Annotated in this window: 22 protein-coding genes and 1 tRNA gene; 21 read left to right on the top strand and 2 right to left on the bottom strand. The window is 37.7% G+C overall.

Features of this window, described 5'->3' with window-relative positions; genetic code table 11:
• Positions 1 to 116 precede the first annotated feature (116 nt).
• The 4 genes from RUMCAL_RS15120 to RUMCAL_RS10445 all read left to right on the top strand — a co-directional run bounded on the left by RUMCAL_RS15120 (position 117) and on the right by RUMCAL_RS10445 (position 2109).
• Complete coding sequence (locus RUMCAL_RS15120) at positions 117 to 470, top strand: helix-turn-helix domain-containing protein (protein WP_021682825.1); 354 nt, start codon at positions 117 to 119, stop codon at positions 468 to 470.
• A gap of 227 nt (positions 471 to 697) precedes the next feature.
• Complete coding sequence (locus RUMCAL_RS14735; RefSeq protein ID WP_051343814.1) at positions 698 to 1030, top strand: leucine-rich repeat domain-containing protein; 333 nt, start codon at positions 698 to 700, stop codon at positions 1028 to 1030.
• A gap of 29 nt (positions 1031 to 1059) precedes the next feature.
• A complete protein-coding gene (locus RUMCAL_RS14740) occupies positions 1060 to 1707 on the top strand; it encodes a leucine-rich repeat domain-containing protein (protein ID WP_242823510.1) in 648 nt (215 codons plus the stop codon).
• A gap of 325 nt (positions 1708 to 2032) precedes the next feature.
• A tRNA-Met gene (locus RUMCAL_RS10445) sits at positions 2033 to 2109 on the top strand.
• 516 nt (positions 2110 to 2625) lie between these two features.
• Here RUMCAL_RS10445 and RUMCAL_RS10450 read toward each other — a convergent pair.
• Positions 2626 to 2862, bottom strand: coding sequence for a hypothetical protein (locus RUMCAL_RS10450; protein ID WP_021682829.1), 237 nt, complete (start codon positions 2860 to 2862; stop codon positions 2626 to 2628).
• A gap of 562 nt (positions 2863 to 3424) precedes the next feature.
• Here RUMCAL_RS10450 and RUMCAL_RS10455 point away from each other — a divergent pair.
• From RUMCAL_RS10455 to RUMCAL_RS10530, 15 genes are all read left to right on the top strand, one after another.
• The gene (locus RUMCAL_RS10455; protein ID WP_040647934.1) at positions 3425 to 3784 is read left to right on the top strand and encodes a plasmid mobilization protein; all 360 of its coding nucleotides are present in this window, start codon (positions 3425 to 3427) and stop codon (positions 3782 to 3784) included.
• Complete coding sequence (locus RUMCAL_RS10460) at positions 3781 to 5106, top strand: relaxase/mobilization nuclease domain-containing protein (RefSeq protein ID WP_021682831.1); 1326 nt, start codon at positions 3781 to 3783, stop codon at positions 5104 to 5106. The genes RUMCAL_RS10455 and RUMCAL_RS10460 overlap by 4 nt, the downstream gene beginning before the upstream one ends.
• A gap of 309 nt (positions 5107 to 5415) precedes the next feature.
• Entirely contained in the window at positions 5416 to 5859 is a 444-nt protein-coding gene (locus RUMCAL_RS10470) for a single-stranded DNA-binding protein (protein WP_021682833.1), read from the top strand.
• A 30-nt stretch (positions 5860 to 5889) separates the two neighbouring features.
• Positions 5890 to 6243: a hypothetical protein gene (locus RUMCAL_RS10475; protein ID WP_021682834.1), complete on the top strand. Its 354-nt coding sequence runs from the start codon at positions 5890 to 5892 to the stop codon at positions 6241 to 6243.
• A gap of 163 nt (positions 6244 to 6406) precedes the next feature.
• Positions 6407 to 6670, top strand: a complete 264-nt coding sequence (locus RUMCAL_RS10480; RefSeq protein WP_021682835.1) for a basic region leucine zipper — start codon at positions 6407 to 6409, stop codon at positions 6668 to 6670.
• 15 nt (positions 6671 to 6685) lie between these two features.
• Positions 6686 to 7486: a ParA family protein gene (locus RUMCAL_RS10485; protein WP_021682836.1), complete on the top strand. Its 801-nt coding sequence runs from the start codon at positions 6686 to 6688 to the stop codon at positions 7484 to 7486.
• Positions 7483 to 7875 carry a hypothetical protein gene (locus RUMCAL_RS10490; RefSeq protein WP_021682837.1) on the top strand — a complete coding sequence of 131 codons (393 nt, stop codon included), beginning with the start codon at positions 7483 to 7485 and terminating at the stop codon, positions 7873 to 7875. The genes RUMCAL_RS10485 and RUMCAL_RS10490 overlap by 4 nt, the downstream gene beginning before the upstream one ends.
• Positions 7876 to 7894: 19 nt before the next feature.
• The gene (locus tag RUMCAL_RS14745; protein ID WP_021682838.1) at positions 7895 to 8809 is read left to right on the top strand and encodes a helix-turn-helix domain-containing protein; all 915 of its coding nucleotides are present in this window, start codon (positions 7895 to 7897) and stop codon (positions 8807 to 8809) included.
• Between the two features lie 5 nt (positions 8810 to 8814).
• Positions 8815 to 9504 (top strand): helix-turn-helix domain-containing protein, encoded by a 690-nt coding sequence (locus RUMCAL_RS10500; protein ID WP_040647938.1) that lies wholly within the window; start codon positions 8815 to 8817, stop codon positions 9502 to 9504.
• 53 nt (positions 9505 to 9557) lie between these two features.
• On the top strand, positions 9558 to 9908 hold the full coding sequence (locus RUMCAL_RS10505) for a hypothetical protein (protein ID WP_040647939.1): 351 nt from the start codon (positions 9558 to 9560) through the stop codon (positions 9906 to 9908).
• The gene (locus RUMCAL_RS10510) at positions 9892 to 10857 is read left to right on the top strand and encodes a ParB N-terminal domain-containing protein (protein WP_021682841.1); all 966 of its coding nucleotides are present in this window, start codon (positions 9892 to 9894) and stop codon (positions 10855 to 10857) included. The genes RUMCAL_RS10505 and RUMCAL_RS10510 overlap by 17 nt, the downstream gene beginning before the upstream one ends.
• 102 nt (positions 10858 to 10959) lie before the next feature.
• Entirely contained in the window at positions 10960 to 11859 is a 900-nt protein-coding gene (locus tag RUMCAL_RS10515) for a hypothetical protein (protein ID WP_021682842.1), read from the top strand.
• Positions 11860 to 11877: 18 nt separating this feature from the next.
• Entirely contained in the window at positions 11878 to 12219 is a 342-nt protein-coding gene (locus RUMCAL_RS10520) for a hypothetical protein (RefSeq protein WP_021682843.1), read from the top strand.
• The gene (locus RUMCAL_RS10525; RefSeq protein ID WP_040647940.1) at positions 12220 to 12648 is read left to right on the top strand and encodes a TnpV protein; all 429 of its coding nucleotides are present in this window, start codon (positions 12220 to 12222) and stop codon (positions 12646 to 12648) included. It abuts the gene before it with no gap.
• 301 nt (positions 12649 to 12949) lie between these two features.
• Entirely contained in the window at positions 12950 to 15028 is a 2079-nt protein-coding gene (locus RUMCAL_RS10530) for a hypothetical protein (protein ID WP_021682845.1), read from the top strand.
• Between the two features lie 178 nt (positions 15029 to 15206).
• On the opposite strand, the gene RUMCAL_RS15125 is transcribed toward RUMCAL_RS10530, so the two are convergent.
• Positions 15207 to 15878, bottom strand: a complete 672-nt coding sequence (locus tag RUMCAL_RS15125; RefSeq protein WP_021682846.1) for a type III toxin-antitoxin system ToxN/AbiQ family toxin — start codon at positions 15876 to 15878, stop codon at positions 15207 to 15209.
• Between the two features lie 497 nt (positions 15879 to 16375).
• Here RUMCAL_RS15125 and RUMCAL_RS10540 point away from each other — a divergent pair, with 497 nt between their 5' ends.
• Positions 16376 to 16669 carry a hypothetical protein gene (locus tag RUMCAL_RS10540; protein WP_040647941.1) on the top strand — a complete coding sequence of 98 codons (294 nt, stop codon included), beginning with the start codon at positions 16376 to 16378 and terminating at the stop codon, positions 16667 to 16669.
• Positions 16666 to 17010: a plasmid mobilization protein gene (locus tag RUMCAL_RS10545; protein ID WP_021682849.1), complete on the top strand. Its 345-nt coding sequence runs from the start codon at positions 16666 to 16668 to the stop codon at positions 17008 to 17010. The genes RUMCAL_RS10540 and RUMCAL_RS10545 overlap by 4 nt, the downstream gene beginning before the upstream one ends.
• Positions 17011 to 17234 lie beyond the last annotated feature (224 nt).

Here is a 17234-nt window from a genome sequence, read left to right on the forward strand (position 1 = left end):
AGCGAGGTGGCTCAGTTTTTTATTGACAAAGGCACTATAAATATTTGAATCTGTTTCAGATACCCTTTAAAATAGAAATATAGAATACTTTAGAGCAGAAACAGAGGATTTCCATTATGAAGAACAAAACCAACGTCGCCGCTGCTGTCGGAGAACGAATCCGTCAGTTCCGCACCCGGCAGCACCTTAGTCAGGAAGAACTGGCTTTTGCATCAGAAATTCACCCCGCTTATATCGGCAAGGTGGAACGCGGGGAAAAATGCCCCACGATTGAAACCGTTTCGAAGATTGCCAACGGGCTGAAAGTGTCGATCCCGAAATTGCTGGACATTGATTCTAATACGGAAGTGGGGGAAGAAGACGCTTTTCATCGCATCAAGGTTGCTATGAATGGGCTGTCGCCGGAACAAATGGTCAAAATTGCACAAATCGTGGAGGAAATCACCGATTTTACACAGGAACCGTCTTGATTCATCTGCAGGCAAACGAAAAGCAGGGCAGTGTTTTTGCCCTGTTTTTTTGTTTTTTCGGCAGAATTTTGATAGTTCTATTTTATTTGAAAAACTAAAGTGGCATAATATTAGCATCAAATGAAACAAAACTGTTTTACAATCTATGGAATTACTCTTGACATTTATTTTAAGACAGTTTATAATTGATGTGATACCGTCGTTTTATACAGAAAGGAAAAATGCAAATGAGCAGTAACAATGACTTTGAAATTGAAAATGGTGTACTGGTAAAGTATACTGGTGCAGGCGGAGATGTTGTGATTCCGGACGGGGTGACTAGTATTGGTGATTGGGCGTTTTCGAGGTGTGAAGGTCTGACTAGTGTCACAATGCCGGATAGTGTGACTAGTATTGAGGATCATGCGTTTTGTGAGTGTACAAGCCTGACAAGTATTGTAATTCCGAACGGCGTGACCACTATTGGAGATTATATGTTTCATAGTTGTAAAAGTTTGACCAGCGTTACGATTCCTGACAGTGTGACTAGTATTGGAAGTGTGTATTTGTTGATTGCATAAGTTTGACCAATATCACAATTCCAAATCATGTGACTAGCATTGGAGATTGGACGTTTTATAAATGTACTAATCTAATCAGTATCGCAATTCCAGATGGTGTGACTAGTATTGGAAGTGGTGTATGGAATAGCTGCGAAAGGCTGACTAGTGTTAAGATTCCCGACAGTTTGAACAGTATTGGAAATTGGGCATTCGCCTGTTGTAAAAGTTTGACCAGCATTATGATTCCGAAGCGTGTAATCAATATTGTAGAAGCGGCGTTTTGGGGGTGTGAAAGTCTGACCAATATTAAAATTGCGATTTCTGATGAAAAGTTCCTGATTGTTGGCTATTATATTGAAGTGGAAAAAGATATTGTTGCGGTGAAAGAAATGCTGCGAACCGGAAAAATGGACACAGAGGTGAAAATGCCGCTGTGTATGAAATTTCAGATGGCTGTAGAAATGATCGACTTGCACGACAACGCAGAAGCTAAGGCGTATGTGAAAAAGATGCTTACCAAGGGCGTGAAGATGCTGATTGACAACGGTAATTTGCAGCTGATTCAGGTGCTTCTGGGAAAGACGGATTTTGTTACGAAGAAAAACGTGGACAAGTATATTCAGTATGCTATTGACAAGAAACAGCAGGAGATTTATTTGGACTTGATTCGCTATAAGAATGCGATCATGGCATAACAATAATTTGGAAAAACGACGAAATTATGCGTGTGATTTGGGCGTGTTGGCATAGGATTCTGCCGCAGAGCGTTGGTTTTTATGCGGATACGCCTGAATTTTGCTTTTGCAGGAGCAATGGTAATTTGAAAGATACAACTTTTTCGATTGCGTTTTGGGCTTATATAATTGCTGAATTGCACTTTACAAGTTGATTGCACCTTATATTTATAAATTTGATGCTGTTGAACTTTTTTATTTTTTGAAATCGGAAAAATGGTTGACATGCGACGCAAAATGTGGTATACTAATTAAGTCGGTACGAGAGGTACGGACGAAAGTATATCGCGGGATGGAGCAGCTCGGTAGCTCGTCGGGCTCATAACCCGAAGGTCGTCAGTTCAAATCTGGCTCCCGCAACCAAATGGAAAAGAACATTCAAGCAAGTGAAACAGCTGGAGGTGCAAGTTTAGCTGTTGATTTGCCTGAATGTTCTTTTTGAAATCAATCAGTCGAAAGACTGTGTATCATAAAAAATGGTGTAAAGCGTCTGAATAGAACGCTTCATATACCACCGAACGGCAACATCCTCACTACTTTGCAGCGGCTGAGTCCAAACCAATTCGTTTGATGATAACGGTTTGAACGAATGCACAGAAAGTACCGTCAGCAAAAATTGCTGATATAAGATGTTCAATTGTTTGGGATTGCTTAAAAAAAGAGCAAGCCTGCCAGAATGGTACTCTGGACAGGCTCGCAAAAATCTATTCAAAGCATCGCATTTTGAGTGACAGGTCAGCCACTTACAAAACGGATACATGAACAGCATTCTCACAAGTCAGTACAGAATACGGGTTAGGTCTTCTGTCTGGCGTAAGGGTATAGTTGCGTTGACGCACAACTATACCCTGTGGGGGTGCTCTTTTGTTTATCATTGTATCACATTTCAGTTATGATGTCAAGCAAAACTTTGTGATATTTGAGAATATTAGGCACATTTTTTAGAAAAAGCGTTGATATTGCTCCTTTTCTGTCCCAAAATGACGGAGAATCAGCAATTTTCTCGGATTTTATCCGTTCTTTTACTTTTTCTGCAAAATGATCGACAGGTATCTGATGCGATAAAGATGCCGCTGCCGCACAGATTATGGACTCTGGATTTTTTCTGGAGTCCATTTTCTTTTTTTCTATATCTTTTTGAAAGAGTCATTCTTATTTGAGAATGGCTCTTTTTTGTTTTGTGCTATATCTACAATCCTAAAAAATTCTTTTTGTGTATTTCTACAATTTTTGAGATTTTCTGAAAAAAGTACCGATAACTTGCTTGTTGGATTCGGTATATATAGTGAGGGTGCATTTTTGACAAACAGCCTTTTTATCAGGAAATCTTCTTTTCCCTGAAACAGCTCATATTGTTGTGTGCTCTATCTGCATTTTTGTTGTCACGCAACAATTTGCTTGCTGGGCAGAGAGTATCCTTTTTAGCGGATTGGTTCCCTAATCTTAACGGGCAGAGCCCGTGGGTGGCTGGAACACCCGTAGGGCGTTCCCCAGAGTAGCAAGCAAGCTATTTGTGCCACAAATAGCGATTTTCTTCGAAAATCATGCTTGTTAAGGGATACCCCTAAAACCCCATTTTTGCATTTTTCGCACTTCGTGAAAAATAGAATATCACAGCTTTTATTCCAAAAGCCCAAAACCAAAAACACCTTGTTTGAAAGAAAGGAGGTAATGTATCATGTCGGATTTTTCTGGAAATCGAACAGTTTGCATTAAGTGCCGTGTTACGCAAGAAGAATATGCATACATCATGCAGAAATTGCAATGTTCGGGTTGCTCTACGATGTCTGATTATCTTCGCAAAATGGCAATTACGGGAATGATCATTCGTTATGATTCGGCTTTGCTGAAAGACTTGCAGCAAAGTTTACAGCGTATCGGGAACAATGTAAACCAAATTGCAATTCGAGTGAATCAAAGTGGAATTCTGTACAAGGAGGATTTTGTGGAATTGCAAGAAAGGTATGAGGAAATATGGCGGTCACTAAAATCCATTCAATCCGTTCTACGCTGTCAAAAGCAATTGCCTACATCATGAAACCTGAAAAAACTGAACAAGGCAGATTGATTGAAACATTTTGCTGTGCACCATTTCAGGCAAATTTAATTGCAGAAGATTTTATGGAAACCAGAAGCATGGGAACTGGTCGAGGAGATGTGCTTGCCAAGCATATGATACAATCTTTTTTGCCCGATGAAATCACACCAGATGAAGCAATGGAAATTGGCAGAAAACTTGTAAAAAGCTTTTTGCATGATGATTATCAATATGTGCTTGCAACGCACATTGATAAAGATCACATTCATAATCATATTATCTTTTGCAATACCAATATGGAAACCTTTCGAAGCTTCGAATATCAAGAGAATCGAGGTGGGCACGAAAAGGAAAGATTGCAGGAAATCAGTGATGCTTTGTGCAGAGAATATGGTTTGAATGTAATTGAAAATCCGAAACAAGGAAAAGGTAAGAGTCATTATGAATGGGACATGGCTCGACAGAACCGTTCATGGAAAGCAAAACTAAAAGATAAGATTGATGCTGCAATCATGAACTGCACTGGTTTCGATGATTTCCTTTATCAGCTAAAGCAACAAGATGTGAATGTAGTTTATCGTCCGGAGAATGTGATTTCTTTGAAATATCGCTTAGAGGGCATGAAGCGATTTTGTCGTTCTCGAACACTGGGCTGGTATTATGAAGAAAAACAAATTCGAAAGCGAATTGACAATTATCAGTTACTGCGAACCGGACGAACAACGTCCACGCAGAAGACTCGTTTGTATGATACTTCTGCGGAGAAGTTTCAACAGGCAAAGGGATTGTCAAGATGGGCTGAAATTCAGAATATAAAAGAGGCTTCTAAGATTCTGAATTACCTCACAGAAAAAGGAATTGCAACTCAAGAAGAATTAGAACAACGGTCTATTTTGACATATGGGCAGCGTGTGCAGTTAGTAGGAGATCTGAACAAGCTGCAACGTCAGATTGAAACTGTGACAGATACAATAAAGCTTGTGAAGAAATACAAAAAGTACAAGCCGTTTTATGATGCGTATCAGAGTGCTACATTCCGAAAAAAGTATGAAAAGGAGCACAAGCAAGAGCTGCAACAGTTTTCAGATGCTAAATCGGCTCTTTTGGAACGATTCCCAGACCGGAAGATTCCAAGTTTGGAACGGCTTTCACAGGAGCGAGAGAAGCTGATAGAACAGAGAAATGTTCAAAATGGAGTATTTCGTCAGGTAGTAGCCGAGTTAAAAGAATTGGATTATGCACGTACTACTATTGAGGAATATCTTCACAGTCAGCAGCAAGTGCAGGAGAATCAGCAGAAGAAAGATGATGAATTGTATTAAAGAGGGGTTGGAGAAAGTTTATGCGGTATCGGGATTATTGCAATATCACATTCGAACAGATCGAGTTGATGAAATGTACAATTTCTTTTAATGGAACCCGTTTGCGTGGGTGGAAGTACAAGTCTTTTCAGATTCATCAAAATTGCATCTGTAGAGATGAAAGTAATGTAGTTGCTTTACAGGAACTTTTGTATCTGGGATTGATGACAGCAAACGACACCCAACAGTATTCATTAACAGAGGATGGGATCCAGTTGTTGAGTTGGGTAACTGAAGTTGAAATTTATGAGTAGAAAGGTATGATTGTAAATGCTAAATCATGTTGTGTTAATGGGACGTTTGACCGCTGATCCGGAACTGCATATGATCGATGCGGAAACGCAGAAATGTGTTTGTAATGTAGTAATCGCCTGCGAACGAAAAAAGAAAGAACAGGTTGACTTTATCCGCTGTGTAGCATGGAACAATAGGGCGAAGTTTTTGTGGGAGTGGTTCAGAAAGGGCAGTATGATTGCACTGGAAGGAATGCTTCAGACAAGATCATATGAAAAAGACGGAAAGCGATGCTTTACGATGGAAGTGCTGGCGGAAAATATCTATTTTACAGGAGAAAAATCAAAGCAGTACATGAAAGAAACAGAGTATTCTGCAATACAGGATACGGCAGAACACCCAGAGGAAAATGGTTGGAGTTCAGATCTTGATTTATCCGAGTTTGAAGAAATTCTTTCAGACGAAGAAGTTCCGTTTTAGTAGAAACTGATTTTTACATGAGGTGAGAAAATGGGATTGTTACGCCAATTGGCACATCGACTTTTATCGGAAGAGCGTGATTCGGAATTCGGATACTTTGATTATGTTGCAGCACAAAAAAGAGTAGAACAGATGTCTATGGTTAATGAGGATATTCAAAGTTTGGAAGATATGATTACGGATATGCAGATGTATCGTCGAGGAAATCGTGAGGGTGTGCTGACATTGCAATGGTTTGATTGTAATGGTGAAGAAAAAGAGTTGGAATTATGGTTAGATGGAGATTTTTCCGAGAACACTACTTGCGGCGAATTGATTCAATTTTTAATGCATGAGCGAACCCGTCAAAGAATTCTCCTTCGGAGACTTTTGAAAAGCGGCTAAATCGGACTGTTCGTCACACAAACGGGGAGAAAAAAACGTTTGCGTGACGAATGAAAAGGCTTCTGGAATGATTTCGTGACGAACTGAAACAGATGTATCCGTGACGAACGCAATCGTTTTTAGAATGTTTGCGTGATGCAACGGAAACAGAAAGGAGTTTGCAATGTTAGAATTAAAACGCTGTAAAATTTGCGGCAAAGAGATCGGAAATGTCTATGATACAGATTATTTTGCGTTGATTTCAAAGCAGTACTGTTCAGAGTGTAAAAAACTGACTGATCGTCAAAATAGTCGGATTCGTTCGAAAAGGTATCGTGACAAAAAACGGCGTGAGTTGGAGCAAGCCAAGAAGACAGCTGAAAACTTGCAGGATGAAGTAACAGAGCTGCGAATGCAGATTCAAATGCTTCGGAACATGGTGAACTAAAAGGAGTGTGTATTTATGGGAAAGATAATTGCGATTTGTAATCAGAAGGGCGGCGTAGGAAAAACAACTACGACGTTTAACCTTGCGGCAGCATTGGCAGCCAAAAAGAAAGAGGTACTGTTGATAGACTTAGATCCACAGGCAAATTTGACAGCTTATCTTGGATTTGAAATTGGCGATGTGATGATTACAGATTTGATTCTTGAAGTAATCGAACAAAGTATGGTGACGCCTCTACAGGTGAAGCAAGGCATCTATTGCAATGTGAAATATCACATCGACTATATTCCTTCTGATATAAATCTTGCAAGTGCTGAAATGAGAATGATACCGGCTTTTGCACGAGAAAGCGTCTTAAAGCGTATTCTTTTGCCGGAGGTGGTAGAGAAGTACGATTATGTGTTGGTGGATTGTCTTCCCTCTTTGGGGATTCTTCTTATCAATGCATTGGTTGCAGCTGATGAAATGATTGTTCCTGTGCAGTCACAAAAATTTGCAATGGACGGATTGCGTTCTCTTATGAACCTCTATCAGCAAATTCGCTCTATGGTAAATCCTACGCTGCGTATGAGAGGGATTTTGCCGACGATGGTAAATGACCGGACAACGATCAGTCGAGAAGTTATGTGGCAAATGGGACAGCAATACGAGGATGTATTGTTTCATACTGTTATTCACAACAGCGTGGAAGCTGCAAAAGCGGCAGCTGCTGGAAACATGATTGCTGTACGTACAAAGTTGGGAGCAGAATATGCTGCTCTTGCAGAGGAGATCATACAGTATGATGACTTACAGGGAATTAGGGGGGGCAGATGATGAAACAAATCAGAATTAAGACTTATGACGAAAAGAAGAATGGCGAGAAATGGTATCTAAAAGATAGCAACAATGATTTGGCATTTGGATTTCTTCGGACATCTGCCTTTTCAGAAACAGACGAAGATTGTTTTCAGAGATGCTTTTTGCGAAATAGCTATGAAAATGAGATACGGATTTTTGTCCAGCAGCTTGTAGAGGGCATTCATATGGAATTGGATAAAGAAGGCATGATCAGTGCGTATACTTTTGAATGCGAACAAGATTTTGATACCAAACGGCTGTTGTGGGCTTGTATGGATTTATTGATAAAAGCAGATCTCACAATCAGTGAAATCAAAAAGGAGAGAATGAAATTGCTGCACAGGATAGCACTATCAGAGATTTGATTTATAGGTAGGAGAAAACATGGAATTTACGAAGGAATACATCAACAAGAATGGACAAAATGAGAATCTAGTCAGAAAATTGAAGTCGATTCAGTTGTATTTGGATGGAGATCTTCCTGAATGGAAACAGTTGATTGCAATAGGCGGTTTCATAATCGATGTAATTCGAGAATTGAAATGGGCAGAGCAGCCTTTATTCAGCAAAATGGGGGAGATCGATAAAGAACCCGTTATGACTTATAGCGAAATTTACAATGAGATTTTATATGCAGTAAATCAGCATCTGCTGGTTCCACTCGCAGATGAATTGAATTTGATTTGGCATGAATGGAATGAGGGGGAAACAAAAAAATATCAGGATATTCAAAACATTGAAGAAATGGATCGTTTTCTTTTTACTGTCATAGAAAAAATGTATCCGGGAATAGAGCAGTGGATGAGATATTACTATCTTCATGAAGATGAGAATGTAGAAAAGGCTGCATTAAACTTACAAAGGCATAGTGGAAAAAATGTGCTTGGAAACCGTATTCGTAAAATTCGCCAAATGCAAGGCTTGACACAAGCTGAATTAGGTGTGGCGATTGAATTTGGTGAAAATACTGCCGGTGTGCGAGTGGCACAGTATGAACAGGGAGCCAGAAATCCCAATATGCAATTGAAAAAGAAACTTGCAAGTGTTTTGCAGGTCTCATTACAAGCTTTTTGTGTTTCAGATATAGCCGACACCATGCAGCTGCTGTTTGCATTGGAAGACATTCATGGGATAAAGATTAAAAAGGAAGATGAGAAGTTTCTTTTGCAGTTTGAAGATAATGAACTACAGAGTTTATTGAAATTGTGGTGGGAAAAGCAGGAAGAAATTCGATTTCATAAGATTACAAGAAATATGTACGACTTTTGGAGATACCGATTTTCAGAGAATGAGGAGTGAGATTTGTGGATTATAATGCGTTCAAAACACGCTGCAAAGAAAAAGGATATTCACCCAGTTCCCTAGTTGCAGATCTGGGATTGAGTAAAAGTAATGTGACCAACTGGAAACATGGTGGGAATCCGAGTTATGCAGTGCTCATTCAAATTTCTCAAAAGCTTGAGTGTACGGTTGGATTCCTTTTGGGAGAAGAACATAGTGATAATGGTGTAGGTGCTGTGGTAAGTCAGGAGTTGTGGGGAAATGAGTTGACTTCAGCAAGAACTATTTCCTTAGAAGTAGGCAACCCTTTAAAGGATGAATATCTGAATGAGATAGCCATATTCGCCAATTGTAGCATTCTTTTCCTTTGTGGATATGAGAAAAAGTTTGTTGAAAGGCAATCATGTAGAACAACTGCAAATATAAGTGAACGTGGTTGGGATAAGCTGCTTGCGATCTTTGATAATGTAAATAATAATCCGATTATCGCTAATATGCAGATGCAGCTTAGCAGAATTGTTTTACATAACTTAGGAATTTGTTCTGGCGAGCAAATTCCCGATGAGTTTCTATGCTGCAAGGCTGATTTTATATTAAGCGATAAGAAACATAAAGATGCACTTAGAGATTATCCATTCAATTTTTCTGATTTGCTTGTTCTTGGTGACATTTATGAGAAAAGCGTTAGATTTATGATTTCTGGTATGGAATAAAAGCCACAGAACGCAAGATGTCATCAAAAGAAACTATTACAAGGAGAAAGAATATGAGATTTGACGATTTGAAAAAAATGCTTCGTTGTATGTCTGCTTTTCATCAGAATCCAGAAGTATCAGAAGAACAGCGATATGCAAAGGCACTAGAGCAAATGTTATTCGTGATGCAAAACGTGCAAGATGCGGCTTTTCGAGGTGGTAATGGTATTGATTTAGAACGTTTTGACTATGTTGATGTGAAAGACTGGCTGCTTTGTGATTGGATGGAGCAATTTCCGAATACAAGTGAATCTTTATGGAAAGAGATCAACACTTGCGATTATGCTATTTGGGGATTTGATTCTGCGGATTCTTATTGGAATTGCATAGAGGGAGGCGTGGATAATGACAGCTGCGTTTGATTTGCAAACGATGCTTGGAACTTTTGAAGAAGGAAGTGAAAATAAGATTCAACAGATTCCCGTTGAAAACTTGATTCCCTATCACAATCATAAATTCCAACTTTATACCGGAGAACGAAAGGAGGATATGGAGGAAAGCATTCGTCAAAACGGGATTTTAACTCCGCTAATCGTACAGCCGTTGTCAACATCAGTACAGAAATATGAGATATTGATCGGGCATAATCGTTGGAATTGTGCGAAAAGCATTGGAAAAGCTACAGTTCCGGCAATTGTGAAGACAGGACTGACGGCGGAAGAAGCTGAGATGTATGTGATTGAGAGCAACATCATACAGCGTGGTTTCAATAATCTGAAAGTCAGTGAGCAAGCTGCTGTAATTGCACAACGGCATCATGAAATGTTTTCCCAAGGGAAGCGAAATGATATTATTAAAGAGCTGAAAATTCTAAACGGTGAGTCTGTCGCAACTTTTGACGCATTGCGTCAAAAGTCAAATGAAGGGGTCGATACGGCAAAGAACATTGCATCTGACTACGGACTTTGCAGAACATTCGTTGTACAACTAATCAGAATCAGTAAGTTGAATGATGATCTAAAAGAATGGATCGATAATAAAGTGCTTGCCGTTAGAAGTGGTGTAGAACTTTCTTTCTTGTCAGAAGAAGAACAGCGTATTGTTTTTGAACAAGCGAAGGATTTCAAAATTGATATGAAGATTGCAAAACAACTTCGGAACGCAGCAGGAACACTCACAAAAGAGAAAATACATGAGATCGTAAGCGGTATGTCTGATGCTCCCAAACGAAAAGCCGTGCGTGTCTCTTATAAGACCTATAGCCGGTATTTTCCGGAGGGAACAGCAACAGAGGAAATCGAAGATGTGATTTCTAAGGCACTGGCTTTCTTTTTTTCGACAAACATCGACGAAAGCAAACAAAGAGTTTAATATTATTTTTGGAAACAAGCAGAATAGGATTGAATTTTAATTGATATTCTGGTATAATGCGAGTAGAAACAAGTAAATTGAAACAAAAAGGAGTAAAAGTATATGAAAATAAGAAAATGGGCTGTAATTTTCAGCAGTGTATGTGCAATCGCATCAATGCAGCTTACAGTAAATGCAGAAGCTGATCGGCAGGCGTTAAAGGTTGCTTTGTTGGAGTATAGTTGGGAAAACTTCACTTCTCCATCTATGAAGCTGGGTGGTATTGAGAATTATCCAATGGTAGCATATCAATATTCTAAAATGGACGAATTTATGGAATATTATAATGATCACGGACCTTCATACAGTAACTCTTTGGACGATGTTGACATTACATCAGATAGAAAAATGGATGACTTTCATGAAGCTTGGCTGGATTGGTTGGAATATACCGGACCCTATGCCAGTGAAGATGCTGATGAGGAAAACGGTGTATGGGAACTGATACGGGATACCGGAACATACACATTTGTAGATGCTGGTGACACGTGGCAGCTTTGTGATGCAGCCGGAAACATGACAGAAAGCTATGACAAATTGTATCAGTTTACATATTTGAATGAACCGTATGAAAATATGTCTCCGGAAGACTATGGCATCTACGATGAAAACGAAGATATTATGATGTTGGACGGTGATTCAGAGGGAGAGGACAATCATGGACAGGAGAGTGCAGCAGATAGTTTTTCCAGTAGAACAGGATCTTCTAATGATACAGAAAAAAATAAAACATATCATGGTGATGATGATAATGCAACTGTAGATCATATAAATCCAAGTGGTGATGGATATTATAGTGAAGATAATCTTTCTGAAAATACTACTGATGCAACAACAGAGCCGGCAGAGGAAACAACTGCAAACGGCACATCTATGCGTTTTGTTGTAGCAGCTGTAGCTGTTATTGTTGGCGGAGCTGGTGGTGCTGCATTCTACTATTGGAAAAATAAGAAAAAATCGTAAAGTATAGGAGCAGTGAAAATGAAGTTAGACGATATGCAGCGTGTTTCGCAAATGACTGGTTGGGACGTGAGCACTCTATCAAAACTGTCTGAAGAATGTCATGTAGAATTGGTGTTTGCATTGGAATTTAAGGAGTATCACCGATTGCACAAAATCATTGAGAATGGCTACAACTCCTATTTGTTGGGGTGTGTGTCTAATCTGACAGGTATTCCAAAAGACGAGCTGAAACGGTGTGGAGAGGCTTGTATAGAGCAACTGATCGGAGCATATGAGTTTGCAAGTGATTTGCCGGAAACAACAGAAGAAATGCTACGGCAGGAATTGATGCGAATTATTGCAGAAAAACAGGAAGGATGATTGACAGTGGATTCTATAACGATGGTATATGATACAGAAACAGAACGGTATGTTCCCAAATGGCGTTTGGAAGAATATCCGGGGATAAATCGTGATTTTAAGTTACTGTACTACAGTCCGAAACGGAAACAATATCGAGAGCTGGACTTTGAGGGGAACTATGCTGCAAAACGGCTTGGCTTTTTAATGGACGAACGTCCAGAGCAGTTAGAACAAATGCTGAATGATGGAACATTATATCTGCATCTGATGAGGATTCAGCAAAAAGCAGTAAAAGTAGTATGGGATCAAATAATTTTGTGGGAACAAACGGATTCAGAGTTTCTGTTGACAACAGCCAATGGAGATTTTTTGAAGAAAGCTGGATTGCTGGAAAATTTTAAGGCACGAGCAGAAGAACTGATGTATCCGGCTGTGATTTATGTTTGAGTAACACTTGACTTTTTCGTTTGAGATAAACTTTCAATTGAACTTTTAATATAACTATTGACAATTTCAAGGAAATCAAGTATAATGATAGTTAAACAGCAGTGTTTATATTGAGAAATTGCTTGGTTTATGATTGGAAGTAAATCCAATGCACAGCTTGAAAATTTTTAGCCCTGTCTTTTCGATGGGGCTATTTTGATATAAAAAGCTTTAGTTTATATATAGAAAGGCACATTATGAGACATAAGGGCATTTCAGAGCATTTTATCGGACAATATTGTATTAGAGGAGAATTTTATAAATGTATCATCAAATAAATGATAAAATAAATTCTATTTATTTTTACTACATAATCGTGTTTAAATCTACAAAAAATTCAGAAAATATCAGCCCTTTACAATTTAAATCTCAATACGATGTAATTGAGAACAATAGTATGCATATGCTGGATAAGGATTTGATAAATGTAATCCCAGCTATTAAGTATGCTTTACATTTGCCAAGATTTTGCTTTGATGTGATAGATTGTCCTGAAGAAATAATGCTTAAGTGGAATGGAAACTCCCATAATATATTATTAATTCCTGATAGTCAAATTGAAAAAATAGAACATTATTTTTGTTGTGTTCAATCATATCCAACGCTTTTTATTGTTGCAGATAATTGTGATTCTGATGCTATAAAGACATGTAAAAAATATAAGCCCACTCTTGAAACGTGCAAGGTAAGTGAATTGACAGACTCGCTTCTCAATACTCATTGGAATATACTTAGTCAAATTGTTCAACAAATGGGAGAAGTAAGTTCAACACTTTCAATTCAGCATTCTTTTTTATCAGATAATATTTTTCCTGCTTTACCTTTATTATTTTATGCAAATCAGGTTGGTGGACATGATATAATTATAAAAGAGTTAATGAAACCAGATTGCCAGATTGAAAAAGTTTGTATTGAATGGACTTGCAAATACAGTATGATGCTTGATACTTGGTCGTACTTTATAAGTAACAATATAGATAGATCGACAATAACCGAAAAACAATACATAGAAGTATCTGAACGGAACAAAAAATTTAGCAGTAGCGTTATAGCCTCATTCCCTGGTCAATCTAAAGTCCTTAAAAAAAATCATATTTCAACAAATGGCTATTCATCAGTAGATAACCAAATAATAAGCATTATGTGTGTACACAAGGCAATTGAAAAAAACGGCATATATATCAATCTTCCAATTATTCAAGATGACGCTTTTAGACTTTTGAATGAATTAGAATCTCATTGTATTGATAGTCGAAAATATAATAACAAGTATATTTGGAACACTATCATGAAAATAGGTATGATATTAAGCAAAAATTTGAATGATTATCAAATTTTTGCTTTGAAATATTCAAAAGATATTACCTTCTTTTCTGATTTTCCAATAGGGTTAGCTATTCTTCCTAATGATGAAGTGCCGTTGCTCTGCTATAAGAGTATTACATATAGACCTTTAACTCCATTAACACGTCAGCTTGAATTTGAATTACGTCCTAATAGAAGAATAATTTTAAAATCAAAAATCACAATTGCATTTGCACAATGTATTAATGACAATGATGAAATATATGGGCATTCTGAGTATGTATACAATTTCTTAAAAAGCCACTCTAATTGCTTTACTGTTAATCATGCTAAAATAACAACTATCAAAGAAATGATTGAATTCATAAATCAAAACAAAGATGCTGATATTATGTATATCTCAGCTCATGGTTGGTATCAAAAAGAACAAAACATAGCCGGAATTGAAATAGGCAAGGATTTTTGGATGGCAAATGATAATCTTGTTTTTCCTCCAGTAGTAATATTAAGTGCTTGTAATGTTAGTCCACGTGGAAGAGGTGCCGTATGTATTGCTGATTTACTGATTCAAAATGGTGCAGTAGCGGTACTTGGCACATTTATTCCTATCAATGTTATACGAAATAACATTCTAATGGTTAGACTATTTACTTATATAATTGAAATTCTTGAAAAAAGGAGAAAAACTCAAAATTTATCTCAGCTATGGAACTTTATTGTTTTTTCAAATGCGATTCATGAAATAATGAAGCAATCCAAAGGTCTTGAAAAATGGATGTATGAAAAAATCGCACCTAACAAAACGAGGTTGCATGAATTTGAATTAGAGAGATGTGTAGGTAAACTAAGACCGAATCATATTTATTCGGATACAATATCTATAATAAAGGAAATGTTAGATGATAATGGATTATCGGGAAAATACGATAGTATCTTAAATAGTAAGGATTTCTTTCCAGAGTCCTTCTTCTATCAATGGATTGGTTCTCCAGATTCGATAATAATAGATAATGGTGAACAAGGGATTAAATTATAGTAAACAGGCAGGTGCTTCATACATTAAGGAAGCACCTGCCTGTTTTTTGTAATTCGTTTCTAGGCTTTAATAATATCGATTGGAACAATACTGCTATATCAGTGTCATGTTTTGAAATTGCTTTTTTATGCTTGAATTCTTTCATTTTACAAAAATTATGTGTTTTTTGATCGGATGATTATAGCGACGGTTTTCTCTTTTTATCCTGAGTGTGAGATTTATCTGATTCTTTTTGCTGCACAGCAGACTGAACTTGTTTTCTCTGCTTGCTAGAAAATGTAAAAGAAGATGGCTTTGAAGGCTGTTCATGTTGCTCTTGATGAGAGAGCAATTTCTTCTCCAGAACAGCTTCAAGCTTTTTGAAATCACAGCAACGTTTAGTAAGATTACGGGATTTCTCCGGCGTTTGAGTAACAAGAACATACAGCTTAGTTGCTTTTTTTGTGATAGATTCTATATTATTGTTACACCAGTCAAGTTGATTGTTCAACAGCTCTTTATAAGCTCGTTCTTTAGGAGAATCTCTTCTGTCAGGTCTGATGTCTAATATCCGAATTACTTCTTTTGAAACCGGAATCATGTTATTAAGATTGAGTGCTCCAATAATTTTGTTATCTGAATCTAAGATTTTTGAAAAATCCAGATCATTTTTCATTTTGCTATGTTTGGGCTTAGGCGAAGTTAGAGGAATACAATACTTATGTTGATCCATTACTATTATTATTCCTACAAATGGGCGATTCTCTTTGTGCTGTTGAGGTGACACAGACATTACCTTATCATCGGCTTTAGCAAGATCACGAACATATTTCATGTCTAATTGATATAGATGTAATCGTTCTTTTTTCATTTTTTCTCCTTTTTTATTCTAACAAAAAGGCTGCGATAGAAATACCGCAGCCTTGCTTTTAAAAAGTCCCACTCACAGTAGGGTCCACTGCTTTTAAAACTCCCACTCATAGTAGGGTCCACTGCTTTTTACAAAGGCAAAACGCCTTCATACGATAAGTCAATGCTTATCTCCATCTTTATTATACCCAAAGAAATATCATTTGTCAAGACCTTTTTTGATAAAGCAATTATTTTCGATTTGGAAAACATTTACATTATGCATTCTAGGGATTGGACAGGCGTAAACATGTGTTTTTTTGATATTTTTGTCATTGTTTTAATGTGATTAGTGATTATGTTCTTTACATGGATGCTGTTTTATTTCACTGCATAATTTGCAAATTATTTTTATTGTTCTAAAACATGATTAACAATATGTAGTTGCGAATAGTGTATAATATATTTATTGGTTCGGATGATGTACGAACTACTAAACATAATATGGGGGCATGAATTATGATTAATTACACATTAATTCGTTCCAAAAAAGATATTGTTTTTCCGATGGTTGTCCGTTTGGCTATCTCGTTAGTTTCTCGTCGGATTTCTAAATTACCTGAAACGTCAAATATTTCTGACCTGAACAGAAAAATTGAAATCTGTGCAGAACGTTGTATTTTGTTTTCTGCACGCTGTGCGTTTGAAACGTCATTGGCTTATTTCAATATGTCCATGTTCGATGCATCGAACCGCAAATACCGCTGTGCTGTCCGTTATCTGGTTTCCGTGGATGGGGGTGTAGTTTTATGACATACTGGGAAAAGCCGCAGAAAACCACGTTATCAATGCGTTTGACAACGGATGAAAAACGTGCAATTCAGGATGCCGCAGCTGCAGCAGGGGAAACGGTTTCGGATTTTATCCGGTTATGCTGTCAGGTTGTTCCGTCCTGTTACATTGCGAAATGTGACGTTCTGGAAACTGGGGAAAAGGTTACTATTTATTTTTCTCCGGATACCGTTCCTCGTGTCGGTGATCGTGTTACAGTTTTTTCGGATGTAATCGGGGGGAAATGTCCCGGCGTTGTGAAATCTGTTACGCCGCAGTGGGAAACCGCAGAAACATTGCGTCAGCGGTACGAAATTGAATAACTGATGGTTAGTGAACTTTCTACTTGACTATATAAATAAAAAAGACTGCGGATATATCCGCAGCCTTTTTAATTGTTTCCACTTACGGTAGGACTCACCGCTTTTATTGATTCCACTCATACAGTAGGACTCACTGCTCTTATCGGTTCCACTCACAGTAGGACTCACTGCTTTTTACAAAGGCGTGATGCCTTCATATGATAAATAAAAACTTATCTTTATTA

Origin of the sequence: Ruminococcus callidus ATCC 27760 (assembly GCF_000468015.1) — a bacterium.
GTDB classification, from domain to species: Bacteria; Bacillota; Clostridia; order Oscillospirales; family Ruminococcaceae; genus Ruminococcus_C; species Ruminococcus_C callidus.